The 23,463-nt window shown below is 69.9% G+C and carries 18 protein-coding genes, 1 tRNA gene and 1 pseudogene; 10 read left to right on the top strand and 10 right to left on the bottom strand.

Annotated elements, in window-relative coordinates; genetic code table 11:
* Positions 1-40: 40 nt before the first annotated feature.
* The 3 genes from TBR22_RS21030 to TBR22_RS21020 all read right to left on the bottom strand — a co-directional run bounded on the left by TBR22_RS21030 (position 41) and on the right by TBR22_RS21020 (position 6,309).
* Complete coding sequence (locus tag TBR22_RS21030; protein WP_239489799.1) at positions 41-1,945, bottom strand: S9 family peptidase; 1,905 nt, start codon at positions 1,943-1,945, stop codon at positions 41-43.
* A 174-nt stretch (positions 1,946-2,119) separates the two neighbouring features.
* A complete protein-coding gene (locus TBR22_RS21025) occupies positions 2,120-4,804 on the bottom strand; it encodes a protein kinase (protein ID WP_239489798.1) in 2,685 nt (894 codons plus the stop codon).
* A gap of 98 nt (positions 4,805-4,902) precedes the next feature.
* On the bottom strand, positions 4,903-6,309 hold the full coding sequence (locus TBR22_RS21020; RefSeq protein WP_239489797.1) for a hypothetical protein: 1,407 nt from the start codon (positions 6,307-6,309) through the stop codon (positions 4,903-4,905).
* Positions 6,310-6,416: 107 nt separating this feature from the next.
* Between TBR22_RS21020 and TBR22_RS21015 the strand changes: the two genes are divergently transcribed.
* Positions 6,417-7,019 (top strand): acyloxyacyl hydrolase, encoded by a 603-nt coding sequence (locus TBR22_RS21015; RefSeq protein ID WP_239489796.1) that lies wholly within the window; start codon positions 6,417-6,419, stop codon positions 7,017-7,019.
* Between the two features lie 14 nt (positions 7,020-7,033).
* On the opposite strand, the gene TBR22_RS21010 is transcribed toward TBR22_RS21015, so the two are convergent.
* On the bottom strand, positions 7,034-8,566 hold the full coding sequence (locus TBR22_RS21010) for a carboxylesterase (protein ID WP_239489795.1): 1,533 nt from the start codon (positions 8,564-8,566) through the stop codon (positions 7,034-7,036).
* A gap of 95 nt (positions 8,567-8,661) precedes the next feature.
* On the opposite strand from TBR22_RS21010, the gene TBR22_RS21005 reads away from it, so the two are divergent.
* From TBR22_RS21005 to TBR22_RS20990, 4 genes are all read left to right on the top strand, one after another.
* Positions 8,662-10,047 carry a sulfatase-like hydrolase/transferase gene (locus tag TBR22_RS21005; protein ID WP_239489794.1) on the top strand — a complete coding sequence of 462 codons (1,386 nt, stop codon included), beginning with the start codon at positions 8,662-8,664 and terminating at the stop codon, positions 10,045-10,047.
* An 87-nt stretch (positions 10,048-10,134) separates the two neighbouring features.
* Positions 10,135-10,211 (top strand) — tRNA-Arg (locus TBR22_RS21000).
* Positions 10,212-10,752: 541 nt separating this feature from the next.
* Positions 10,753-11,109: a type II toxin-antitoxin system RelE/ParE family toxin gene (locus TBR22_RS20995; protein ID WP_239489793.1), complete on the top strand. Its 357-nt coding sequence runs from the start codon at positions 10,753-10,755 to the stop codon at positions 11,107-11,109.
* Positions 11,110-11,112: 3 nt separating this feature from the next.
* Positions 11,113-11,433, top strand: a complete 321-nt coding sequence (locus TBR22_RS20990) for a helix-turn-helix domain-containing protein (RefSeq protein ID WP_239489792.1) — start codon at positions 11,113-11,115, stop codon at positions 11,431-11,433.
* An 81-nt stretch (positions 11,434-11,514) separates the two neighbouring features.
* Here TBR22_RS20990 and TBR22_RS20985 read toward each other — a convergent pair whose 3' ends face one another.
* A complete protein-coding gene (locus tag TBR22_RS20985; protein WP_239489791.1) occupies positions 11,515-12,048 on the bottom strand; it encodes a hypothetical protein in 534 nt (177 codons plus the stop codon).
* Positions 12,049-12,664: 616 nt separating this feature from the next.
* Between TBR22_RS20985 and TBR22_RS20980 the strand changes: the two genes are divergently transcribed.
* Positions 12,665-13,150, top strand: a complete 486-nt coding sequence (locus TBR22_RS20980; protein WP_239489790.1) for a YbaN family protein — start codon at positions 12,665-12,667, stop codon at positions 13,148-13,150.
* A 134-nt stretch (positions 13,151-13,284) separates the two neighbouring features.
* Positions 13,285-14,502 (top strand): acyltransferase, encoded by a 1,218-nt coding sequence (locus TBR22_RS20975; protein ID WP_239489789.1) that lies wholly within the window; start codon positions 13,285-13,287, stop codon positions 14,500-14,502.
* Between the two features lie 69 nt (positions 14,503-14,571).
* Here TBR22_RS20975 and TBR22_RS20970 read toward each other — a convergent pair whose 3' ends face one another.
* From TBR22_RS20970 to TBR22_RS20955, 4 genes are all read right to left on the bottom strand, one after another.
* Positions 14,572-15,627: a fatty acid desaturase gene (locus TBR22_RS20970; protein ID WP_239489788.1), complete on the bottom strand. Its 1,056-nt coding sequence runs from the start codon at positions 15,625-15,627 to the stop codon at positions 14,572-14,574.
* Positions 15,628-15,812: 185 nt separating this feature from the next.
* Positions 15,813-16,610, bottom strand: a complete 798-nt coding sequence (locus TBR22_RS20965; protein ID WP_239489787.1) for a cyclopropane-fatty-acyl-phospholipid synthase family protein — start codon at positions 16,608-16,610, stop codon at positions 15,813-15,815.
* An 8-nt stretch (positions 16,611-16,618) separates the two neighbouring features.
* On the bottom strand, positions 16,619-18,154 hold the full coding sequence (locus TBR22_RS20960; RefSeq protein ID WP_239489786.1) for an amidohydrolase family protein: 1,536 nt from the start codon (positions 18,152-18,154) through the stop codon (positions 16,619-16,621).
* Between the two features lie 54 nt (positions 18,155-18,208).
* On the bottom strand, positions 18,209-19,105 hold the full coding sequence (locus TBR22_RS20955; protein ID WP_239489785.1) for an SDR family oxidoreductase: 897 nt from the start codon (positions 19,103-19,105) through the stop codon (positions 18,209-18,211).
* Positions 19,106-19,465: 360 nt separating this feature from the next.
* On the opposite strand from TBR22_RS20955, the pseudogene TBR22_RS26970 reads away from it, so the two are divergent.
* The 3 genes and pseudogenes from TBR22_RS26970 to TBR22_RS26960 form a co-directional block, all read left to right on the top strand.
* Positions 19,466-19,927 (top strand): annotated as a pseudogene (locus TBR22_RS26970) (hypothetical protein); the annotation flags it as partial.
* Positions 19,928-21,020: 1,093 nt separating this feature from the next.
* Complete coding sequence (locus tag TBR22_RS26965) at positions 21,021-21,263, top strand: hypothetical protein (protein ID WP_370651365.1); 243 nt, start codon at positions 21,021-21,023, stop codon at positions 21,261-21,263.
* A gap of 39 nt (positions 21,264-21,302) precedes the next feature.
* A complete protein-coding gene (locus TBR22_RS26960) occupies positions 21,303-21,581 on the top strand; it encodes a hypothetical protein (protein ID WP_370651364.1) in 279 nt (92 codons plus the stop codon).
* Between the two features lie 640 nt (positions 21,582-22,221).
* Here the strand turns inward: TBR22_RS26960 and TBR22_RS20940 are convergent.
* Complete coding sequence (locus TBR22_RS20940) at positions 22,222-23,388, bottom strand: sodium:proton antiporter (protein WP_239489782.1); 1,167 nt, start codon at positions 23,386-23,388, stop codon at positions 22,222-22,224.
* Between the last annotated feature and the right edge of the window lie 75 nt (positions 23,389-23,463).

Here is a 23,463-nt window from a genome sequence, read left to right as displayed (position 1 = left end):
ACGTAGGCGTCGACCTTCAGGTCGACGCGCGCGGACCGCCCTACCGGCCCTCGACCTTCCGCGGCGCGACGAGCGCCTTGATCTGCGCCACGTCGAACTCCGCGAGCAGCCCGAACGCGAACATCTCGGGCATGTCCTTTGCGGTGATGTCGCGATCCAGCACCTCGCGCAGGGTCGACCAGCTCTCGTGCAGCTGCACGCCGGCAATCGCCTCGGGCTCGAGCGCTGCTGCGACCAGCGCGATCAGGCTCGTGCGCGGCCCGCGCGCGGTGATGGTCACCGGCCGGCCGTCGCGCGCCTTCAGCCACTTCGCCGTGGCGATCACCTGACCGGTCTCGAGGCCGAGCGGGCGCTCGCCGACGCCAGCCATCAACAGGCCGTACAGGAAGTCGATGCGGCCGAGGCTCGACTCGCCGAAGTACCAGGGGTCCATGGCCGCCACGCGCGTCCCCTCACCGAGGAGCCGCTTCGCGTCGCCTGCCGCCTTCGCCCGGCCGCCGTCCGACAGCAGGATCGTGGTGGAAGGGGACGGCTCTCCGGGCCGTCCGTTGACCGACGCAGGCGACAGCTCGGTCACCGGCACGGTCCAGTTGTCGAGGTGCAGCTGCCAGAACTCGGCGCCGTCGGCCTTGCCGATCGACTGCGCCCTGGCGGTCAGCGTCGGCGCCTTCACCAGCTGCTGCAAGCGGGCCCGCGTCGGCGCCGTCGGGGCGGGCAGCGAGGCAAGGATGCCGCGGGCCAGCGAGGTGAACGTCGCGTTGTCGGCCGGCACCGGCACGCGCAGGCCCTCGACGTCGCGCAGGTCCTTCGTCACGTCGACCTCTCGCGGGTCGAAGTCGGCGCGGTTGCCGAGCAGGTTCTTGTGGAGGAAGCGGTAGAAGGCCTCGCGGTTGTCCTGCTCGTAGTTGTGGCCCTTGTCGTAGTTGACGTGGAAGGCGAGCCGGTCCCGCACGCCGAGCAGCGAGAACACCTGGCCCGCCTGCTGCAGGAGCGGGCCGACGGCGTAGTCGGCGCGGTAACAGCAGCTGTCGAGGGCGTTGTGCGTGAGCTGCAGCGGCCGCGGCGCCACCAGCGCGGCCAGGTGCGTGTAGTCGGCCACCGAGGCCAGGTCCGACGGCGTCTGCTCCGAGTCGCCGAGGTCCTTGTCGGGCCACTGCGTGCGTGTGACGTAGCTGGAGAAGCCGGCGACCGGGTTGGCCAGCGTCACCCTCGTGTCGAGCGCGCTCAGCATGATGGTCTGCCACCCGCCGCCCGACAGGCCGGTGACGGCGACCTTCGTCGCGTCGACCCGCGGCAGCGCGAGGCCGATGTCCAGTGTGCGCCGCAGCGACTCGTAGAACACGGCCAGCCCAGGCGTGCCGACGAGATCGAGCTGGTTCATCCGGTAGTGCTGCAGGCCTGGCACCGCGAGCTGCGTCTGGCCGATCCACTCGACGTTGATCGCGTACAGCCCCTTCTTCGCCAGGTTGATGCAGCGCGCCTGGTGATAGCTGTTGGCCATCCCGGTGCCTTCGTGCCCGTTGAAGTTCAGGACCAGCGGGATCTTCTGGTCCAGCGCCCTGGCGGGCTCGTAGATCAGGGCCGGCACGTGCAGCCCCGGCACCGCCTCGAACCGGATCTTGCGCACGCGGTAGCCGTCGGCCTCGATGACGCCGAACTCCTCGACCTTCGCCTTCTGCGTGCGCCACGCCTTTGCCTGCCCGCGATAGACGACCTCGTCGAGCACGCGCTGCCGCAGCTCACGCGCCTTGGCGTCCCACGCGGCGCGCGTCGCCGGTACCTGCAGGACGGGCACCTGCGACGCGAGCCACACCTGCGTGTCGATGCGCGTCTGGTCGGCGGCCAGAATCGGGCGCGCCAGCGCCTCGTCGACCTGGGTGGACGACTGCTGCGCGGCCACGGTGACGGCCGAGAGCAGCAGGAGGGGGAGTACGGTGAGCCTCATGGGGGCTCACTGTAATTCGAAATTGGAAATCTGAAATTCTCGCGGGGCGCGGCTGCGCCGGCGCCCGTCGGGATGCCTCGAGCGGCAAGGCCGGCCTTCGACTGCCGCTCAGGCCGTCCCGAGCGAAGTCGAGGGACGAAGGGCCGGCCGCCGATCAATCTCGAATTTCGAATTTCAAGTTGCCGGGTCGAAGCCGGTGATCATCTGCGCGTCGCGCAGCCGCGACCCGCGGACGATGACCAGCGTCGCGCCGTCGCGCGACACGGCGAAGCGGAAGATCTCCTGTTCGGCGAAGGGCGTGAGCTTTCGGGCCGGGCTGCCATCGAGCGGACGCAGCCACACGTTGCCCCGGTCGCCCGGCATCACCGCGGTCAGCACGCCGTCGCCGGTGAGGGCCAGCGTGCTGAACCCGGAGGGCGGTGGCTCGCTCGGCAGATCGGAGAGCACATCGCCCGTGTCGAGTGACGCCACCTTGATCCGGAACCCGCCATTGCCAGTGCCGAAGTAGGCGACCGTCCTGCCGTCGGGACCGATGGCCGGCGTGCTCGCCCAGCCCGACGAGATCTGGCGGCGGTCCGATCCATCGGTGGCGCAGCGGAACAGGCGCGGCTCGCCCTTGATCGAGGCGCTGAACACCAGGGTGCGCCCGTCGGGCGACACGGCGATGCCGTCGGCCAGCAGATCGCGCGTCACCACGCGGGCCCGTGATGCGCCGGCCGGCAGCCACCGCAGCTCGAGCTGGGCGTTCGCCATGGCCACGAACGCCAGCCCGCCGTCGTCGCTCGCCGCTGGAAACGAGAGGAACTCGCCGGCCCGCGCATCGACCAGCACGCTCCGCGTCGCGCCGTCCGGCGTGGTCGTCCAGATGGAGGAGGCCTGGTCGATGAGGGAGGCGAACGCCAGGCGCCCATCGGGCAGGCAGGCGAGCCCACCGCCGCCCTCGAGGCTCGTTCTCCCGAGGCGCCGGAGGGCGCCGCCGGCCATCGGCATCGTGCTCATCGTCGACACGATGGTGGACTGCACCGATACCAGCGTGCGCCCGTCGGCCGTGAGGGACACGATGCGGAACTCGTCGGTGCCCGTTGTGACGCGGCGCGTCGCCCCGGTCGAGGCATCGATGCTCCACACCTGCGACCACGGGTCGCTGGGGGGCCGCGCGATCGCGAGCAGGGAGCGCCCGTCCGGCAGCCACGCACACTGGCCCACGTGCAGCCAGTCGACCGGACCGAGCGTGCGCATCGCGCCGCTCGTCGCATCCACGAGGGCGAGCCGCGCACCGCGCACGGCGAGGGCGCGTGAGCTGAGGCCGGTGCCGACCGCCACGGCGATGGTGGTCCCGTCCGGCGACCAGGACGGCGCCCCGAAGAACACGTCGGCCATCGACTCCGGGAGCTTCACCGCCGCCAGGACCCGTTCAGCGCTGCCATCGCGATTGCACACCATCAGCGCCGAGTGCTCCGGGTCGGGCGTGCGCGCCCGCACGAACGCCATGCGGGCTCCATCGGGAGAGAAGGTCGGGGGCGTGTCCATCCCCTCGACGAGCAGCCGTGGCGTGCCGCCGAGCGGCGAGATGGAGAAGAGTGCGCCGGTGGGCTGCGTCCGGGACTTCTGGCCGAAGACGATCGCGTTGCCGTCGGGCGTGAAGGTGTGGCTCCAGTACGCGACCGAGTCCTCGGGCATGAGGCGCAACGTCTGCCCAGTGGCCACCTGGCGCACCCACAGGCTCTGCTGCCCGTGCTCGGACTCCACATACGCGAGGTAGCGGCCGTCGGGCGAGATCGACGCGCTGATCACCAGGCCCGACGCGGTCAGTGGACGCACGAGCAGTGGCGCCACCGGCTCAGAGCCGCGCCGCGGCACGATGAGGCCCGCGGCCAGGCCGCCGCCGAACAGTGCGGTGCCGCCCGCGGCCATGGCGATCAGTTCGCGACGCGTGTAGCTGCGCGACGGGGCGGCTGGCGCACTCGTCGGCTGCGGAGCGCGGACGAGTGGCCCGTTCGACGGCGCGGGCGCCGCCAGCGCCACCCGCGCCTCGCCGATGTCGCGCAGGCGGACCTGCGGATCGCGCTCGAGGCAGCGCGCGATCAGTGCGGTCACGCTGGCCGGCACGGTCTCCGGGATCGCGCCGAGGTCCACCTCCTTTGTGAGCACCGCGGCGAGCGTGGCGGCGACCGAGTCCTCGCGGAACGGGCACACGCCCGTCAGCATCTCGTAGAGGACGACGCCGAAGGCCCAGATGTCGGCGCGCTTGTCGACGGCGCGACCGCGCGCCTGTTCGGGGGCCATGTACGCCGGCGTGCCGAGCAGGAGGCCCTGCGCCGTGAGCGTCGGCGAGGTGAGCGTGGCGGCGAGCCCGTCGCGGCCGGGCGCGGAGCCCGGGGCCTGCGCCTTCGCGAGGCCGAAGTCGAGCACCTTCGCGGAGCCGTCGGCGCGCACCTTGATGTTGCCGGGCTTGAGGTCGCGATGGACGACGCCCTGCTCGTGCGCGGCCTCGAGGGCGGCGGCCACCTGCCGCGCGATGGGCAGCGCGTCCTCGGGGGCGAGCGGGCCGCGTTCGAGGAGCGTCGCGAGGTCGTCGCCGGCGACCAACTCCATCACCAGGGCGTGCGTGCCGCGGAACGACTCGATGCCGTAGATGCCGGCGATGCCAGGATGATTCAGCGACGCCAGCACCTGCGCCTCGCGCAGCACGCGCGCGACGCGGTCGTTGTCGTTGGCAAAGGCGTCCGGCAGGAGCTTGATCGCGACGTCGCGGTGCAGTGTGGCATCGTGGGCGCGATACACCTCACCCATGCCGCCCGTGCCGAGCGGGGCGACGATCGTGTACGGGCCGATGGCGGTGCCGGCAGGGAGCGACATGCGGTCGAGTCGCCCCGGAGTCTAGCGTCAGTGGTGGCGATTCGAAACTGGAGATTTGCAGGCGTCGGCGGGCGCCGCTGCGCCGCTGCCCGTGGTGGTCACCGCTGATTGATGCGCCACGTGATGAACGCCAGGATGTTGCCGCCTCCTTGCGAGATGACGCGCTGGGGCACCGGCGCGATGTTGCGCCACGCGTCGAACGCCGGGTTGTCGGTGGAGAGCACCTTCGAGCTGTTGGGCGAGAACGTCGCGCCGCGGCTGGCGAGATAGGCCTGGACTTCCGACGAGAGCTCGCCGTCGACGAGCTCGCTGAAGTTCACGTCGCCACCGGCATCGCCGCGGAGGAAGGTGGTGCGCAGGTCGCCGTCGCCGCCATCGTTGAACAGCAGCTGCCACGCCGCGCCGAGCGACAGGGCCTTGTACCACGGCAGGTCCCACTGCAGGCCGAGGCGCATCTCCGCCGGGTGCACGAGGCGCTCCACCGGGGTGCCACCACCGACGTAGCGCAGGTAGCTGAACTCGCTCACCATCCACACCTGCCCACGCTGGATCGCGAACAGCGGAATCGCCGCGCCGGCGCCGACTTCGAGCCGATCGTGCAGGTCGAGGGCGATCTCGACTGGCGAGCCCACCAGGAAGCCCGCCCCCGCCGATTTCGACGAGTCGATGTACTGCAGCCGGATGCCCCGGTCCGGGTCGCCGACCCGGCGATAGCCGACGTTGACCATCAGCTCGGTGAGCGCGAATCGCTTGGCGGCGAGCACGTCGAGCCCCACGTCCACCTTCCCGGACACACCGTTCAGGCGACCCCACCGTGGCGAGTTGTATTCGGGCGTCTCGGTGGGGATGTCCACGTACCCGCGCACGCCGAGGCCCAGCCACGCCCCGCGATCCTCCGACGCCAGGTTCACCTTGGCGCCCAGGACGACCGATCCCGATGAGGACGCGAAGGCACCATGTCCGGGCGGATCGATGACCTCGGTCGCCGCATCGTAGGACTTGTAGGGAACCTCCTGCGCCAGCAGGAAGAGGGGCCCTGGTCGCAGCGCGTTGGTCGGGTAGGTATCCACGAACAGGTCGAGCGGCGGCACGGGGAAGCCCACCGGATCCTGGCCCACGCTGTTGGTGCGCACCACCGGCGACGCGCGCACGAACAGCTCGGTGCGTGCGCCCACCCCCACCGCGAACTGCGCGCCGTAGTCGAAGAAGTCCACGTCGCCGGGATTGCGATCGCAGTTCATGACGGTCGCCCCGACCGCGATGTTTCCAGCCTTCAACGGGTAGGGTGAGCCCAGGCGAATCAACCCGGTTCCGCCGGTCGTGGCGAGGGTGGACGCTTCCGGGACGTGGATCCTGGGGTCGCGTGCGGCCGCTACGGCAGGAGGCGTCGAGAGTGGGGGCGGGTCGGCGCCCGTCGGCTGGCCGAAGGCCTGGGCCGGCGTGCAGGTGGCGATGAGGAGTGCCGCCAGGACGTCAAGCGGAGCGACAGTGGAGCCGCGGGACATGGGCTCGCCTCCGGGCGCCGGCGAGCCGCGCGAAATCACGCGACAGCTCGACCGGACAGCGTTATCATACGCCTGCGGAGCGTCGTATGCGACTTACGCAACGTGCCTTGTCGATCGCGGTCATCGTCACGGCCATGACGATGGGGGGGCTGGTGCCCTCGGCCGCCGGGGAGGAGTCGGATCGGCCGACCGGCGACGCCTTCCGCAAGGGCAACAGCGAGTTCGGACTGCTGCTCGGCGCCGGCGCCGCGATGGACGTCTGGGGTGGCCTTCCCGACAGCGAGTTCATCGCGTTCGGCGTTCGCCTGAGCCATGTCCTGACCGATCCGGTGGCGCCGGGCATCCTGCGCGGCAACTTCGTCATCTCCGCCGAACTGAGTCCCCTGTACCTGTTCCACGATGCCGCCAGCACCCGCTATGCAGGGTCGGCGGCGCTCGTGTTCCGCCACTACTTCTCGCCTGGATCGACGGTGCGGCCCTTCCTGTCGGCGGGCGCCGGGGTCGTGTACTCGAGCGGGCGGATCCCGCGCGACATCTCCAACATCAACTTCACCCCGCAGGGCGGGGGCGGCATCGCGGTGTCGATTCACAGCCGCGGTGTCTTCTCGGTCGAGTACCGCATCCACCACATGTCCGACGGCGTGCTGACCGAGTACAACCCGGGCGCGAATTCCAACGCGCTGGTTGCCGCGCTGACCTGGATCCACTGACGACGAGTACGCCCTCAGTGGGTCGTGTCGGCCGCCGCCAGCATCTCCACCTGCTGCTGCAGCACCAGCCAGAACGGGTTGGCGCGGATGCGACCCAGCGCGCCGAGTGGCAGCACGATCGCGCCCTCCTCGCCGCGCACGCGCCAGCTGCCGATCGACGGGATGCCGTTGGCGCCGGACCCTTCCTCATAGCCGTACAGCGGGTCCTTCGGCGGGAAGGGCACCGACACGTGGCCCACCGACACGAGGTGCAGGGGCCAGCTCAGGCCGGGCGTCGTGACGACGGGATCGCGGCGTCCGGGAGCGTACTCGCGGACTTCGACCTCCTCGGTCTCGCGCGAGCGATTGGTCACGAGGAGCAGCGTGTGCTGGCGCGTGCCGTTGGCGTAGCCGTCCACCACCGACGTCACGAGCGTGCCCGGCGAAGGCTGGCGGACGATGTCGTACTTGGCGTGGCGATTGACGTCGAACAGCACCAGGCGATGCTGCGCGCCCTTCAATCGCCCGAACACGGTCGTCGACACGCCGTTCGCGCCGGTGGTGGAGTCGACGGCCGACTGGAAGGCGACCACCGACGGCAGTTGGCCGAGGCGCCCCGCCTGCTCGGCCTCGAGCAGCTGGCGCTGCAGCTTGCGCGTGGCCTTGTAGACCTGGCGCGACGCGTTGACCGGGAAGGACACGAACTTGTACGGGTCGTACTCGGGGCCGATCGACTGCCAGTTCACCTTCTCGAAGGCCTGCACGGGCAGGCGCGCGAACAGGTCGAGGATTGGCGTCAGTGCGGCGGCGGGCGTCAGCTCGATGGCGGCCGAGAAGAGCAGCACGCGGGTCGGCGTGCGTAGCGACGGATCGGCGCCGGGCGTGATGCGGTCGAGCGCGTAGGTCATCGCCAGCGAGCCGCCGGTGGAGTAGCCCGCCAGGTAGAAGGGCAGATCCTTCGGCAGGCGGCTGCTGATGTCGCGCGCGGCGATGGTCATCGCGGCGACCCAGTCGTCGTATTCCATGTGCACCATCGCGCTCGGCAGCGTGCCGTGGCCGGGCAGGCGCAGGATGGTCACCTCGAAGCCCTGGGCGAGCAGTACGTCGCCGAGGTTCTGCATCGAGTAGGGGCCGTCGGACAGGCCGTGTATGAGGAGTGCGGCGCCCTTGAGCGGGCCGGCCGGCGTGCGACGCGTGGTGCGGTTGTACGGCTGGCCGCCGGCGAGCCGGCGGCCGAGGCCGTTGGGGTCGTAGCGGCTGCCGGCGAAGTAGGCCGCGTCCCTCGGCATCGCGGCGACGGCCTCCGCCATTTCCTCGAAGAGCCTCGCTTCCCTGGCCTGGTAGCCGGCAAAGTCCATGCCCGGCGCGTCGAACTCGGTGAACTCGCCGCGCAGCCGTGTGGTGTGCCAGGGCTCCACGTCGGGCAGCATCAGCACCGCGTAGGCGGCGAAGCCGGCGGTGACCGCGAGGAGCAGTCCCGCGGCGAGCAGCAGCGCGCGGACGACCCATCGACCGGTGAATCGGGAAGCTCCGACGAGGATGCGCGTGGCGAGGTGGGGCTGGGGCATGTCAGCGAGCGTAGACAGGGGCTGAGGGTTCGGGAGTCGCTCGGCAGTATGCCCCGTCGCATAGACTGGGCGCGACTGGCCGAAGGGGAGTGGGCATGACCTGGCAAACGAGGCTGCTGTTCGCGTGTGCGTGCTGGAGCGTCGGCGGGGGCGTGTCGCCGGCCCAGGAGGCAGGAAGAGGGGCGCTGCCCAACGTGGTGCTCATCATCACCGACGACATGGGGAGCGCCGATCTCTCGAGTTACGGCGCCACCGACATCCGCACGCCGCGCATCGACAGCCTGGCGCGCGACGGGGTCCGGATGACGGCGTTCTACGCCAATGCGCCGGTGTGCACGCCGACGCGGGCGGGCCTCATCTCGGGCCGGTACCAGCAACGCTACGGGCTCGAGGAGCCGATGCCATCGGCGGGGCGCCCGGGTGGTGACGTCGGGCTGCCCGGCAGTCCGTACTCCTTGCCGAACCTGCTGGCGCAGCGCGGATACGTGACCGCGCTGGTGGGGAAGTGGCACCTCGGGTATCGCGCGGAGTTCAGCCCACGCGCGCACGGGTTCGGCTCGTTCTTCGGGCTCAAGAGCGGGTATCACGACTTCTACGCGCACACGGGAGGCGATGGGAAGCCGGATCTCTGGGAGGACGACCGCCCCGTCGTGATGGAGGGCTACACCACCGACCTGATCACCGATCGCGCGGTGCGGTTCCTCGAGGATCACGCGTCGCGCCGGTTCTTCCTCGAGATTGCGTACAACGCGCCGCACTGGCCGTACCAGCCGCCCGGCAGGCCGTCGGTGGCGATCGACAACGCGCGGCACGTGCGTCCGTGGGACGAGGCCACCGGCACGCGGGCCGACTACGTGGCGATGGTGGAGCAGGTGGACCGCGGTGTCGGCCGTGTGCTGGACACCCTCGAACGCCTGAGGCTCGCGCCGGACACGATCGTCATCTTCACCAACGACAACGGCGGCGAGTGGCTTGCCGACAACCGCCCGTTCTTCAACCGCAAGTCGTCGGTGTGGGAGGGAGGGATTCGCGTGCCGGCCCTGATCCGGTGGCCCGGACGGATTCCGGCAGGCACGGTGTCGCCGCAGGTGGGGATCACCATGGACCTCAGCGCGACCATCGTGGCGGCCACCGGCGGCGCCGCGCCGGCCGAGGCGCGATACGAGGGCCTCGACCTGTTGCCGATGCTCCGGGGCACGGTGGCCCCGGTGACGCGGACGCTCTTCTGGCGCACCGCCGTGGGTGGGCGGTCGCAGGTGGCGGTCCGGAGCGGCGACTGGAAGTTGATGCTCGACGGCAACAACGCGTTCGTGTTCGACGTGCGGGCCGACCCGGGGGAGCGTCAGGACCTCACGCGTCAGCGCCAGGACGTGGCCCGGCGGCTGCGGGCGCTGGTGGCGGCGTGGGAGGCCGACGTGGACGCGGAGTGGAAGGCCAGCGGCGTCAACCCGCGCGGGGCAGCGGGGGCGGTGGTACACTGACCGACGGTCGTGACCCCGTCCGCCGAAGCCTTGGCGTAGGCGGATCGCTCTCCGGGCCCCCGGAGTGCTGGCGTCGCAGCCATCAGTGCGCCCGTAGCTCAGCTGGATAGAGCGTTGGCCTCCGGAGCCAAAGGTCAGAGGTTCGAATCCTCTCGGGCGTACCACCTCGCTTCGCGGGTGGTACGGCCACGAGAGCCTTCAGGCCCGTGGCTCCGCCTCCGGCTCGCCACCGGGCTCGAATCCTCTCGGGCGTACCACCTCGCTTCGCGGGGTGGTACGGCCACGAGAGCCTTCAGGCCAGTGACTCCGCCTCCGGGCTCGCCACCGGGCTCAAATCCTCTCGGGCGTACCAACTCCATTAAAATCAGGCACTTGCAAGGCAGTGTTGGCAGCTGCGACCGTTGTCCCCGTCGAACACGCGTTCGACTGGGTCGACGCTGGCGGCTTGCTCACGCCACATGGCTCCAAGTGCCTGGAGTTCAAGGTGTTGGCGCGTATCTACACGGTGCGAAAGCTTCGGAGCGACATGTCGTCGAAGTGGCTTGCTGCGGCTGATTGACAATTTTTGGACAATCCATATCGGCTGGAGGGCCCTCCGGCGTCGGTATCGGTTTCGGCACTACCAGCCATCATCGAGTGCTCCCCCATGCCAGTAGTGTCAGTCGCGGCATCGGTATGCCAGATATGGCATGATGGGCCGTCCCGATGCCTCCGCCGCTGAAGCCTGTGATCTGGCTCGGAGATTCTCTCCGCGAGCTGAAGACGTTCCCAGCGGCGGTGCAGGACGAGATGGGCTTCGCGATCTACCTGGCGCAGTGTCGGCAGAAGCACGTGTCGGCCAAGCCGTTGAAGGGCCTGGGCGCTGGCGTGCTGGAGGTCGTCTCCGATCATCGGGCGGGGACGTTCCGGGCCGTGTACACGGTCCGGTTCGCCGATCGTGTGTACGTGCTGCACGCGTTTCAGAAGAAGTCCGAGACGGGCGTGGCGACACCGAAGGCAGACATCGACCTGATCGCGCAGCGACTGAAGCAGGCGGCTGCGCTGAACGCGCAGAAGGGATAAGGCATGGCGCACAAGGACCACGTGATCGGGAGCGGCAACGTGTTCGAGGATCTCGGGCGCCCGAGGCCGGCGGAGGCGCTCGCCAAGGCGGAACTCGCTCGCAAGATTGCGGAACTGATCGCCGAGCAACGATTGACGCAGGCGGCCGCGGCCGAGTTGCTGGACATCGATCAACCGAAGGTCTCGGCCCTCGTGCGAGGTCGGCTCGCCGGGTTCTCGCTCGACCGCCTCGTGCGTTTTCTCGTGCTGCTCGGCCGCGATGTGGAGATCGTCGTCAAGCCCCGCACCCGTGCCGCAGGGCAGGGACGCGTTCTGGTGGCATGACGAAGCGGGGGCAGGAGCGTGGCCATCCTGGATCGGCGTTCCCGCACCTTCTCGGCGAAGCTGTTGACTAGCGCCTTGGTGTCAGCGGCGCAGGGGAGTCGTTGGCGGCACTTCCAGTAAGTGGCCCCCGAGGCAATCGATCCCTTCGAGCAGCGGTTGGCCGGCGACCACGAGTCCAATGCCGCACTGGCCTCGTCCGTTCTCCGCCGCCACCCAGGCCACACCACCTGCCTGCGCCACGATCTGATCGAGCGCGTCCAGGTAGGTAGGCCCGCTGCCGACCACCGTGTGCCGATGCAGGCGTTCCGGTGCCCTGCAGACGCCACTGCCGACGGTGCCGAAGACAGGGGGGCGGCCCAGCGCGTTCGCCGACGTGGCGATGAAGACATGGTGGAACGACCCGACGTACACGCGCCGCACGGGCTGCCGCAGGAGCGCCAGGCAGCGCGTGGCACGCTGATCGACCAATCGCGGCCCCGGTCCCTCCAGGTGGCGAGAGCCGCCTTCATGGAGTGCGAGCAGCGCACGCACCGGTGCGCCGACCGCCGGGAGTCGGACGTACCAGCGAGGCGAAGTGAAGATCGCGCTGACGGGGTACATGGTCTCGAGGCCCACGACCGACTCGAGCTTGACGACGATGCCGGCGTGACCACCTTCGTGAACGATGGCGTCGACCGTCGACGCGAGGGCGCGAGTGTGCGTCTGCGCTGACTCGCGATCCGCAGAGGAACCGCTACCCCGACGGGCAGGCGCGGAATCAGGCGCCGGCGACTGCCCCGATGCACTGGCGGCAAGGACGAGAGATGCCATACAGGCAATCAGGGCCGTCCGATTGCACATGGTGCTTTGGACACCAAGGGGCATTGTCGCGGCTCATCCTTGCCGTCTGCAGCGCACCGTGAACCGGCGTGCGGCGCGCAGAGCACCGCGAGCCATTGCAGCAGAAGCAGGTCGAGCGCGCGCGCGACGATCGAGCAGGGCTGGCAGGAATGCGACCGTGTGCACGCGACCGCGCAGATTCACGCGGCCACCGTGCGACGCCGATAGGACCTGTGCGTCCACGGCCGAGCAGGCCGCCAGGGGGGCGGCCGCGCCCGCTTCGGCCCTGGCCCGCAAGCGGGTGGAGCAGGCCGCGCGGCGACCCGGCGTCGGGACGGGCGTCGAATGCTTTCGGGAAGCCGGTCCAGCGCGCGTCGGTGCCGAGCCGACCTGGAGGCGCGATGTGAAGAGCGTGAAGGTATCGGACCCAACGGCAGCATCGACACGGGCGACGTCCCCGACCGAGTCTCCCGCCACGCGCTTCCGGTGGGTGGTGGCGGCCGCCGGGGTGACGTGTGTCGGACTCGGCCTCGTGGGCGCCTTCGTGCCCGGGCTTCCCACCACCGTGTTCGTGTTGAGCGGTTCCTGCCTGCTGGCACGCAGCTCGCCCACACTGGAGCGGCGACTGCGATCGAACCGGCGGTTGTCTCCCTACCTGAAGTACGCCGACCCCACCACGCCGATGCCGCGCCGCGCGAAAGTGGCGGCGCTCGTGAGCATGTGGACCTCGATCGGCCTGTCGGCCCTCGCGCTGAAGATGGGGCACGTGAACGACCTGGTCACCACTGCGGTGCTGCTGGCAGGGGTCGTCGGAACCGGCGCGATCGTCCTGTTCCGCCGCGACGCCGGACGCCGTGCCGGCCGACTGCGGTCCGCCGCACCGACGTACTCGCGCTGAACCGCGTCGCCCCTCGACTCCGCCGTCTCTGATCAGGACCGTCACGCGGAACCAGCCAGGGCCGGGCGCGATGCCCGGTCGCGACAGCGAAGGTTTGACAGGCCCGACAGCGCTCGGCAGAATGCGCGGGACTCATGCCGTCGCTACGAGTGCGTCACCGTCTCCACGGGATCTTCGTGAGACGAGAGGGCCGGTTCGAGCAGATCGACGGACTGCGGGCCATCGCCATCCTGTGGGTCTTCGCCTCCCACGTGCTCTTCCTCCTCAGCGAGTTCCTCCAGCCATCGGCGATCGCGGAGCTCGTCAGCAGGCCCGGGCTGCAGTGGATGTGGCACGGACACTTCGGCGTCGACATCTTCTTCGTGATCAGCGGCTTCCTGATCGGCAACCTGCTCATCACCGAGGTGGAGCGGACCCGGGCGCTCGACCTGCGTCGCTTCTACGTCCGACGGCTCCTGCGGCTCTTCCCCGTGTATCTCGTGGTGATCGCGTTCGTCGCGGTGTTCGGGTTGCTGACCGGCGACCCGAAGGTGCCCCTGCGATACGTCTGGACGAACCTGCTGTACGTGAACAACTTCGTCACCGTCTTCTCGCAGTTCATGAGCTGGACGTGGTCACTCGCGATCGAGGAGCAGTTCTACCTGCTCTGTCCGCTGTTCGTGTTGGCGTTGTCACGCACCACGCGTTCTCCCCTGGCCGTGGTGTGCTGGTGCGTCCTTGCCGGTTACGTCCTGAACCTGGTGATCGGCCACGTGTGGGCCGCACCGATCCACTACGTGATCCACCCGGCGCTGAACCCGCCCGAGTTCGCCCGCTATTTCGACCTGCTGTACGACAAGCTGCACACGCGGTATGCGTGCCTGCTGATGGGCGTGGGCGTGGCGTACCTGCTGCGGCACGAACGCGCCCTCGCCTGGCTCGGCAAGCCCGTGCACGGGCATGCCACGCTGGTCCTCGCCCTCCTGCTGCTCGTCGGCACGCCACTCTGGATCGACCACGGCTCGTGGGATCGGCCCTCGGGCACGGCGTTCATGTCGACGTACCGCTATACGTTCTCGCTGGGCGTCGCGCTGCTGCTGGCGCTCACCTTCACGCCTCACGCGGTCGGCCGCTGGCTCGTCCGGGCGCTCTCCGCGCGGCCCTGGTACCCGATCGCCCAGGTGTCGTACTCGACCTACCTCATTCACCCGGTCGTCCTGTTCATGGTGATTCGCGCCCAGTACGGGGGCGGCAGTGTCACGGCGCTCGACATCCTGCGCTACGGCATCACGGGCGCGATCGTCACGTTCGCGATCGCGTCGGCGTTGTTCGTGTTCATCGAGAAGCCGCTACTGGATCGCCGGCCGGGCTGATCACCGGCGCTGCCGGCGGCCGTGCCGACATGCACGAACGGCGTCGACCGCGACCAGGTCTCCGCCCGCTCAGTGGCCCGCGCGGGAACGTGCCCAGCCGGTGGCGAGCAGCCGGCGCAGCGAGTTCGGCAGGCTGGGACTGAAGGTCCGTCGGAACGTGGCGTCGGCGGGCAACACCGCCACGAGTCGTCGATGCGCCTCGGGGAGGTGATGATACGGAATGCCCGGGAAGTAGTGATGCAGGGCGTGGTATCGGAGCCCCACCGGTGCCCATACTTCCGTCCACCACGCTCCGGGCGTCTCGATGCTGTCGAGCAGCTGAGCAGCGCGATCCATCGAGGCCCCGTCGCCTTCGTAATGGTGCGCGCCGAGCGTCCGCAGCACGTTCACGACGCTGACGATGGCCATCGTCGCATACCAGAACGCGAAGACGCGCCACGGCAGCGCCCCCTGGACCGCCAGCACCATCACGCCAGCCCACAGGGCCATGATGTACGCCTGCCACCAGTACGCCCTGCGAAGGAGACCCGGCGTCGCCGTGCGCACGAAGTTCGGGTGCATCGCCAGCGCCGAGGCGCGCTCGACGAGCACGCGATGCAGTCGCGGCACCAGCAACGCGAGGGGACCGAGCAGCACGAAGCGGACCACCAGCGCCAGTGGAATGAGCACGCTGTGGATGGCGAACACGGTCGTCATGACGTGAGACGAGGCAAACGGCAGGTACTCGGGATCCTGGCTGGTGCCGTACGTCGACAGCGTGTGATGGTTCTGGTGCACGCCCGGGGTGTACACGAACGACGGCATGAGCAGGGGCGCGCCGATCAGGACGTTCCACGCCGTCTCGAAGCCGGGGACCGATCCGGGGCGGAGGTGTGCGATCTCGTGCATGAAGCAGAGCGCGCGATACAACGTCAGCGCGCCAGCCAGCCAGGCCAGCAACGTGACCACCATATCGAAACGCCCCCTCATGGCGACCAACAGCAAGGCGTACCCGCTCGTCGCCGTCGAGAGGAGGTCGGCCCAGAAGATCGCCGGACTCGGCTCGTGCAGGTTGCGTACGGCCTGATGCGCAAGCTTGTCCCAGCGCTGGACGTCGGGTCCCGGGGAGGTGTCGCCCACTGCCATGAGGTACTCCCGCACGCGCCTCGACGAGCACCGCGGTGTGCGGAGAGGACGGTGACGCGTGACGCGGCGACCGGATCATGGCACAAGTCCAGCGTCGACGCGCCGAGGCCCCTCAGGCGAAGACCCTGAACAGCAGCGCGTGGACCTGGCGGGCCTCGGTGTGTCGTCGGAGCTCGCCCTGGCGGTCACTCGCTGCGAAGCACTGGACGCGCGACGTACTCCGTCGCGACGGTCACGATTGGCGCGTCTGCAGGCACGTGCGTCCGTCTTGCGATGACGCGCACATAGGCGAGGTGGCGATCCTGGTCGGCCTCCACTGCCGCGATTTCCACACCGTTGTCTGGCGCGACGAGGCGATGCCAGTCCGCCCACGCCCGCGTGCTGTCGGCCAGGGTGTCTGCGACCGTGACGTCGACCAGTCCCGTGCGCTGCCAATGCCTGCGCCACCACGCTGGCGCGTGCAGGAATCCTTCCAGGTCCGGTGTCCACCAGTCGCGCAGGTGGTCCGGCACGTCACCTGACATCTCCTGCGCGAGTCCGGCGCCGGCGATCGCCAGGAACCCGCCGGGCTTGAGGAACCGGGCCAGCATGCCCAGGAACCGTGCATCGGTGCCGTAGTAGGGGAAGGAGTCGATCGAGACGACGGCGTCGAAGAAGTCGTCGGCAAACGGCAGGGCGCGGGCGTCGGCGCGCAGCGGGAACACGCCGTCCGCGACGCCGGCATCGGCGATGCGCCGCTGGTTCTCCGATGCGCTGAACCACAGGTCGGTGGCCCAGACCTGCACGCCGAACTCGCGATGCAGGAAGATCGAGGACAGCGCACGCCCGCATCCGAGATCGAGCACGCGCATCCCCGGCTGGAGCAACAGCGACTCGCAGACCCACTCGGTGAGCCAGAGGGGATTGGCGCCGCCGCTGGCCCCCGCGACCAGCCACGCGGGGTTGTACGCGGAACTGCGGGGAAAGCGTCGGTGGGCGAGCATGACGGCCCTCACCGCGTCGGTGACGCGCCCCGGACCAGCGGGCGCCCGCCCTGCGCGCCCGTCGGCACGCCGTCGCGCAACGCGACGTGACCGTTGACGAGCACCACGCGCACGCCCTCGGACGGTTGCGTGGGCTTGTCGAACGTCGCGTGATCGATCACGGTGCGCGGATCGAACACGGTGACGTCGGCCGCCTTGCCCGCGTCGAGCACGCCGCGGTCCCGCATGCCGATGGTTGTCGCCGGGAGGCCGGTCATCTTGCGGACGGCGTCCTCCCACGTCAGCGCCTGCTGCTCGCGCACGTAACGCCCGAGCACGCGAGGGAACGACCCGTGGTACCGCGGGTGCGTCGCGCCGCCGTCCACGGCGCCACAGTCGCAGGCGATCGACGTCGACGGGTACTGCAGGATCTTCACGAGGTCGGCCTCGATGCCGAACCGCGCGATGATGCCGCGCTCCCGTTCCTCGAGCAGTCGCACCACGGCTTCGCCCGCCCGCACCTGCATGGCCTGCATCACGTCCGGCAGCGTTCGCGCCTCCTGTGGGAACGCCACGGAGGCCGGGCCGCCGAAGCGCTTGTCCATGGCGTCCTCGGCTTCCCGCACGATGCGCTCGCGAAGTACGGGATCGGCCAGGCGTCGCAGGAGCGCCTCACGTCCACCGTCCTGCGCCCAGCCGGGGATGATCAGGGCCGAGAGGCTCGTCTGGCCCGCGAGGTACGGATACGCGTCGGCAGCGACCGGCGTGCCTCGTGCCTCGGACTCCCGCATCCGGCCGAGGATCACGTCGGCCGACCCCTGCTCGTGTCCCTGCACCTTCATGTGCGTGATGATCGGCAGCACGCCGGCCCGCGCGCCGATGGCGATCGTCTCCTCCATGCCGGCGCGGGAGCTGAAGCCCGACTCCGGCGTCACGCGATCGTGGTTGATGAAATTGGTGCGCCAGGGGCGCGCGGCCTCGAGCACCTGCACGACCTCGTCGGTCCGCGCGAAGTACGCCGGCTTGTAGTCGAGGCCGCCCGACACGCCCCACGCGCCCGCCTGGAGGCACGCAACCAACAGGGCGCGCATGCGCGCGATGTCCTCGGCCGTCGGGCGCCGGTCCGATTCGCCCATCACGCTCGCCCAGATGCTGTTGAAGCCGGCCTGCGCGCCGACGTTGACGGCCAGGCCCGCGGCGCCGAGGCCAGCGAGCTGGCCCGTGATGTCGAGCGGCCCTCGCCCGTCGGCGTTGACGATCTCGGTCGTGACGCCCTGCGTGAGCATGTTGACGGCCGTGCGCAGGCCGACCGGCGTGGCGTGGCTGTGGATGTTGATGAAGCCTGGGGCGACATACAGCCCGGTGGCGTCGATGTCGGTGCTCGCGCGCGCCCCCGACAGGTCGCCGACCCGCGTGATGCGATCGCCGGTGATGCCGACGTCGGCGCGCCGCCGGGGCGCCCCGGTGCCGTCGATCACGGTGCCGCCGCGCACGATGACGTCGAAGGCCGGCGGCGCCTGCGCGAACACGAGCGCCAGGGTCGCCAACAGCAGGGCAGGCTTCATGCGAGCGGATGGTACTCCGTTGTCGTCATGGAAACCGGAACGCTCCGGTCGGCGTCACCCGCCGACGGCCGGCTCCACGGCTGCCACTCCCGCGTGCGGCGCCTGCGGGCGTGCGTTCATCCCGAAATCACGTTCGAGCTGCTCATACCAGCTCTCGTCGTCCTGGGCACTCCAGGCGATCCACTGCTCGTCGGTCATGTTGGCGCGCCACGCCAGGAATGCCGCCGCATCAGGTCCGGAGGTGTGACGGAACTGCCACGTGCCCGACTCGATGATCTGCCGCACCACCTGCGCCGTCACGACGGGCGGCACGGGATTGGCGAGCGCGGCGCGGAACAGGCCGGAGAAGCGCACCACCTGCGGGTAGATCGACGTCACCTCGTGCTCGATCGTGCGCGCCATCTTCGTGTCCTGGATCCCGGGCTCGACGATGGCGACCCGGATGTTGAACGGCTTGACCTCACCGGCCAGCGCTTCGCTCATCGCCTCCAGCGCGAACTTGCTCGCGGCGTACGCGCCGAGTGGCGGATTGGAGATGCGCCCGGCCACCGAGCTGATGTTGATGATGCACCCGCTGCGCGCCTCGCGCATCCGTGGCAGGACGGCCTTGATGCAGCGGACCGCCCCGAAGTAGTTGGTGTTCATCGTGCCGATGATGCGGTCCATCGGCATCTCCTCGATGGAGCCGTGGCACTCGACGCCCGCGTTGTTGACGAGCACGTCGATCGGCCCGTCAACTGCGGCCACGCAGGCGCGGACCGATTCGTCGTCGTCGACGTCGAGCGTGCGGACCTGCAGGGGCAGGCCTTCGCGCGCGGCGATCTCGGCGAGCTCGGGTGAGGCCGCCGGGTTGCGCATCGTCGCGATGACGGAGTGCCCTGCACGCGCCAGTTCCAGCGCGGTCGACAAGCCGATACCCGAGCTGGTCCCGGTAATCAGTACCGTTGCCATCGTGTTCCTCCCCTGGTGTGCTTCGTGTGGCGGAGCTTAGCACGAGGCGGCTACGCGTCGGCGCCCCAGCATTCGGCGGCCCGCCGTTGGTCAACAGGTTCAACGAGGACGCCGGCAGGCACGCCACGGTTTGTCGCCAACGTGACGACCTGTCGTGACTGTCGCGACGCCTGGGGCCCGCCATCGCATGAAACGCTTGCCATCCCCACCGGCACGGTGTTTGGTGTCTGCATCCCCGTCCAGGAGGGCGACGTGGCGCGGAGGGCACTGGTGGCCGGGTTTGCAGCAGCGAGCATCTCGTGGGCAGCACTGGCTGAGGCCGAGGTGGAAGTTCGTCACCTCGACCGCCTGCGGTCGCTCATGGCCACGCTCAGGGCCGACAGCGTCGCGGATGCCGCCCGGATCACCGAGGCCTACGAAGGCCAGCCCGACCTCGAGTTCGCCGATCGCGAGGCCTTGAGCGCAGCGATCGCCGACGACACGCTCGTGACGGTGCCGGCAGGCGCCCGCGAGCTGAATCTGTCGCTGCGGACCGCCGGGGCCCACCAGATCGGCGAACTCGATCCGACACACCAGGCGCTCTACCTCTCTGCGCGTCCCGAAGTGATCGGCATGCTGTTCGACATCGCCTCCCGCGTCCGCTCCGCGCCCATCGACGTGACCAGTCTGGTGCGGCACGGCGAGTACCAGCGCCGGCTGTCGCGCAACAACCCCAACGCACGAACCAACGTGCCCATGCACGTCATGGGCCTGGCGGCCGACATCTCGGTGCTGCACCGGCCACTCGCCCACGCCCTCGAACTGCGTGACGTCCTGCGCGCCATGGCCGCCGCCGGCGAGATCCACGTGGTAGCCGAGCAACGACACGTCGTGTTCCATGTGGTGCCTGCCGCGCGCCGGAGAGACCATTACGCGGGCGTCGCTCGGGCCCTGTTGTCTGCACGCAGCCTGGGAGGCGTGCATGCATGGCGCCGGCAGGTCAGGGCGCTGCCGCCGCTGGGGATTCGTCATCCCCGGGTGGCGACGGACCTGCCTGCGCCCGCATTGTCCGAGGTGCCCCAGGTGGCGCGGCTGTTTGTTGGCCGGACCAGGCCAGTCGCGGCGCGCACCGCGGCGCTCGGCTCGTTGGGGCTGGTGCTCGTGGCGACCCTCACCGTTGCACGGTGCACCCGTCGCCGTCGTACGGAACGGCCGCAGGCGCGTCTACCTGGGCGCCGATCGCCCTGCGTGGCGCGCCATGTCGCGACCGTGGTGGTGCTCGGCCTGGCGACGACCACGGTTCGAGGCCGCCCGTCCCCCCCTGCCGTCCCCCTTCCGTTACCTGTGGCCGTCAATCCGTTCGCCAGCTTCTCCGATGCCACGCCGCTCACCGTGACGGTCACCGCCGGAACCGAGCGGCTGCGCACGCGCGTCACGGCTGATGACGTGCGAGGGAACGCCGCGCTGTGGCGCCGCATGCATCTGGCGGACTGGAATGACGTGCCTGCGCCGCTCCGGCGGGTCGGTCTGGACGCCATGGTCGCTCGCTACGAGGCGCTCCTGGTCAACCCCGCGATGTGGAGCAGCATGGGGCCGACCGACTGGGACCGCGTTCCGCAACCGATTCGGACGGCCGCGTATCGGCAGATGGTGCGCTATTGGACGGCGTACTACGGCGTGGGGGTCGAGTGGGGGCATGACGAGCAGGTGGTCGCCACGAAGAAGCCCTGACCCGGGACGATGTTGGTCACGCGCACGCCGTCCAGATCCACCGGCCGTCCGACCGCGTCCGCGCTGATGTCGTTCAGGCGCAGCAACGACGGCGAGGAGATGCCGGCGCGATCCGGCGCCTTCTGTCGTGATCAGGAGGGCCCGATCATCGTCGCCACCGACCACGCGCGTCGCCACGAGCACCGGCCGACGAGCCCACCCGGACATGGCCTCACTGGGTGAGTCGTACCAGCGCCACTCGCGATCGAACTCGGTGATCGGGTACGAGCGCAGCGTGCCCGTGATGGTCACCCGATCGTCGGGCCGCACCAGCGCCGCCAGGGCCGTCGGCACGTGCACGAGGATCTCGCCGTCGAGATCGGCCCAGTCCGGCTCGTCAATCGTGAAGAGCCGCGGGCCGAGCACCTTCTCGACCTCGGCATCGACCGAGATCGTCTTGCCGGTGTAGTCGCGCGGCCGCGACTCGAGGTCGTCGAGCCGCACCCGCATGGCCGTCCCGGCCGAGTCGACCAGGGACGTGGTCGCGCTCTTCGTCTCGCGGCTGCCGGCGGCATCGGTGGCCGTGCGGGCGCGCGCCACGGCGTCACGCGACCACGTGGTCCATTCGCGGATCACGGCGTCGTCTGCCCGCCAGTTCGTTGCCTTGCCCGTGGCGTCGTACTGGCGCACCGTGCCGGCGGCGTCGGCATCACCCGATGCCCGGTCTTCGGACAGCACGATGGTCTTGTCGCGCTGCGCGATCATCCGCGCTTCGTTCTCGGAATAGATGAATTCATGCCCGTAGATCGATCCCGGGTAGTACCACGCCTTGAGGGCGGGAGGCGCACCGGCCACCGTCGGGTTGAAGGTCAGGGTCGTCGTGCCTTCGGGCTCCTGGCGCTTGATCGGAACCGCACTGGCCACGGCCATGACTTCCGACCCCTCCGCGTTCCTGATGCGGACCATGTGCCGGTTCGCCTTCAGGTCCATGAGTTCGAACACGTACTCGCCCGCAGGGAGTGTCGCCCCCGGCACCATCACCGGCCCGGAGAAGCGCAGCCGCGTGCGGTCGTTCCAGCTATCGGCCAGGCTCGTGCCGGTCCAGGTCGACACGAACAGTACGGTCAGCGCTGCCATTCGAGCCCACCATGGGCTCCACCTCATTGTCGGTGTCTTCATGTTTCACCTCCGTCCCGATGCAGGGGCAAGGAGCGGGCCACGTCCGGCCGTCGACACCTCGCGAGGTGTCGCCACTCGAGCGAGGCGTGCGGTCACCACATTTCGTGACTGCCACGCGCCCTGACGACCACTCGTCAGCCGAGGACCTCGACATCTGGCGACGTCACGTCGCCGCGAATCCTCAGCCGCGACCGCCCCCCACACTGCCGGCCTGACATCCGGGATGCGATCGGTGATGGCGCCAGTCGTCACGTGTCCTCGCGCGTGCCCCGGAAGCCCCGGGCGACCAGCACGTCGGTGGAGCTGTGCGCCACGATCGACAGCGCGATCACCAGCGCCAGCAGCTGGAACACCTGCGCCGCCTGCGGGACGCCTGCCTCGAGGATCAGGAACCCGAAGAAGACCGACGCAAAGCCCTTCGGACCGAACCACGCGACGGCGACGATCTCGCGGCGCTCGAGACGGGAGCCCAGCAGCGAGACGACCATCGCCGCAGGGCGGGCCACCACGAGCACGAGTCCGGCGAAGACGTAGTCCTGCATGCGCAGTGTGGCGAACAACGACGGCGTGAGGACGGCGCCGAAGATCAGCAGGGCGCCCAGCTTCAGCACTTCCGACACCAGCTCACCGACCGGCGCGAACGCCAGCCGTGCGCGCTCCGAGCTGGAGGCGATGGTGACGCCGGCGGCAAACGCCGCCAGGAACTCGTTGGCGTGCAGCAGCGACGTCGTCCCGAGTACCACGAGTCCGATCGCCAGCACCCCGAGCGGGGCATAGGGCCCTGACACCTCGAACCATCGCGCGCGTGCCAGGCGCACGGCACACCAGGCGATGGCTACCCCCAGCGCCACGCCCATCGCCGCGCCGCCGAGGGCCAGGCCGAAGGAGGCCTGCGCGGCGCCGTTCACGGCGAGCAGAGTGGCGATGATCGGGAGCGCGAGCCCGTCGTTGGCCCCGCTCTCGATGTTCAGCAGCTCGCGCACGCGACGAGGCACGTGGTCGGCGCCGACGAGCGCGGCCGCGAAGACCGGGTCGGTCGGACTCAGCGCCGCGCCGACCAGCCAGGCCGCCGGCCAGGGGAGCCCGACCACCCAGTGAGCGAGCGCCGCGATCATCACGAGTGTCAGCGGCATGCCGATGAACAGGGCGCGGCCGGGCAGGCGCCAGGCGCTTCTCAGCTGCGTGAGGGTGAGGTGCATGCCGTCGGTGAACAGCACCGCGAACAGCGCGACCTCGGCGACCAGCGATGGGACGCGCCGGCTCGGTGTGGTCGACAGCAGATCCAGCAGGCCCGGCCCGGCCACGACGCCCGCCATCAGGAACAACACGGCCGTGGAGAGGATGCCGCGTTGCGCCCGGGCCGAGATCAGGGCGGCGATCAGCAGGACGACACCGAACACCAGGACGGTGGACATGGCGAGCATCAGCTGCAAGGCCGTCGCCATGGCGGGCCACCACGGGACTGCCTCGATCGGGACGGCACGGTCCCG

The organism is Luteitalea sp. TBR-22, from assembly GCF_016865485.1.
Taxonomy (GTDB): Bacteria; Acidobacteriota; Vicinamibacteria; order Vicinamibacterales; family Vicinamibacteraceae; genus Luteitalea.
Note: the sequence above shows the minus strand (reverse complement) of the source record. Positions and strands in the feature narration are given on the sequence as shown.

Coding starts and splice junctions, on each gene's coding strand:
- TBR22_RS20970 (WP_239489788.1), bottom strand. CDS start 15,627: ATGGCAGTGGGCGACACCTCCCCGGGACCCGACGTCCAGCGCTGGGAC.
- TBR22_RS21005 (WP_239489794.1), top strand. CDS start 8,662: ATGACCTGGCAAACGAGGCTGCTGTTCGCGTGTGCGTGCTGGAGCGTC.
- TBR22_RS26960 (WP_370651364.1), top strand. CDS start 21,303: ATGGCCGTCCCGGCCGAGTCGACCAGGGACGTGGTCGCGCTCTTCGTC.
- TBR22_RS20995 (WP_239489793.1), top strand. CDS start 10,753: ATGCCTCCGCCGCTGAAGCCTGTGATCTGGCTCGGAGATTCTCTCCGC.
- TBR22_RS20960 (WP_239489786.1), bottom strand. CDS start 18,154: ATGAAGCCTGCCCTGCTGTTGGCGACCCTGGCGCTCGTGTTCGCGCAG.
- TBR22_RS21010 (WP_239489795.1), bottom strand. CDS start 8,566: ATGCCCCAGCCCCACCTCGCCACGCGCATCCTCGTCGGAGCTTCCCGA.
- TBR22_RS20940 (WP_239489782.1), bottom strand. CDS start 23,388: ATGTCCACCGTCCTGGTGTTCGGTGTCGTCCTGCTGATCGCCGCCCTG.
- TBR22_RS21025 (WP_239489798.1), bottom strand. CDS start 4,804: ATGTCGCTCCCTGCCGGCACCGCCATCGGCCCGTACACGATCGTCGCC.
- TBR22_RS20990 (WP_239489792.1), top strand. CDS start 11,113: ATGGCGCACAAGGACCACGTGATCGGGAGCGGCAACGTGTTCGAGGAT.
- TBR22_RS26965 (WP_370651365.1), top strand. CDS start 21,021: ATGGCCTCACTGGGTGAGTCGTACCAGCGCCACTCGCGATCGAACTCG.
- TBR22_RS20975 (WP_239489789.1), top strand. CDS start 13,285: ATGCCGTCGCTACGAGTGCGTCACCGTCTCCACGGGATCTTCGTGAGA.
- TBR22_RS20955 (WP_239489785.1), bottom strand. CDS start 19,105: ATGGCAACGGTACTGATTACCGGGACCAGCTCGGGTATCGGCTTGTCG.
- TBR22_RS20965 (WP_239489787.1), bottom strand. CDS start 16,610: ATGCTCGCCCACCGACGCTTTCCCCGCAGTTCCGCGTACAACCCCGCG.
- TBR22_RS21020 (WP_239489797.1), bottom strand. CDS start 6,309: ATGTCCCGCGGCTCCACTGTCGCTCCGCTTGACGTCCTGGCGGCACTC.
- TBR22_RS21030 (WP_239489799.1), bottom strand. CDS start 1,945: ATGAGGCTCACCGTACTCCCCCTCCTGCTGCTCTCGGCCGTCACCGTG.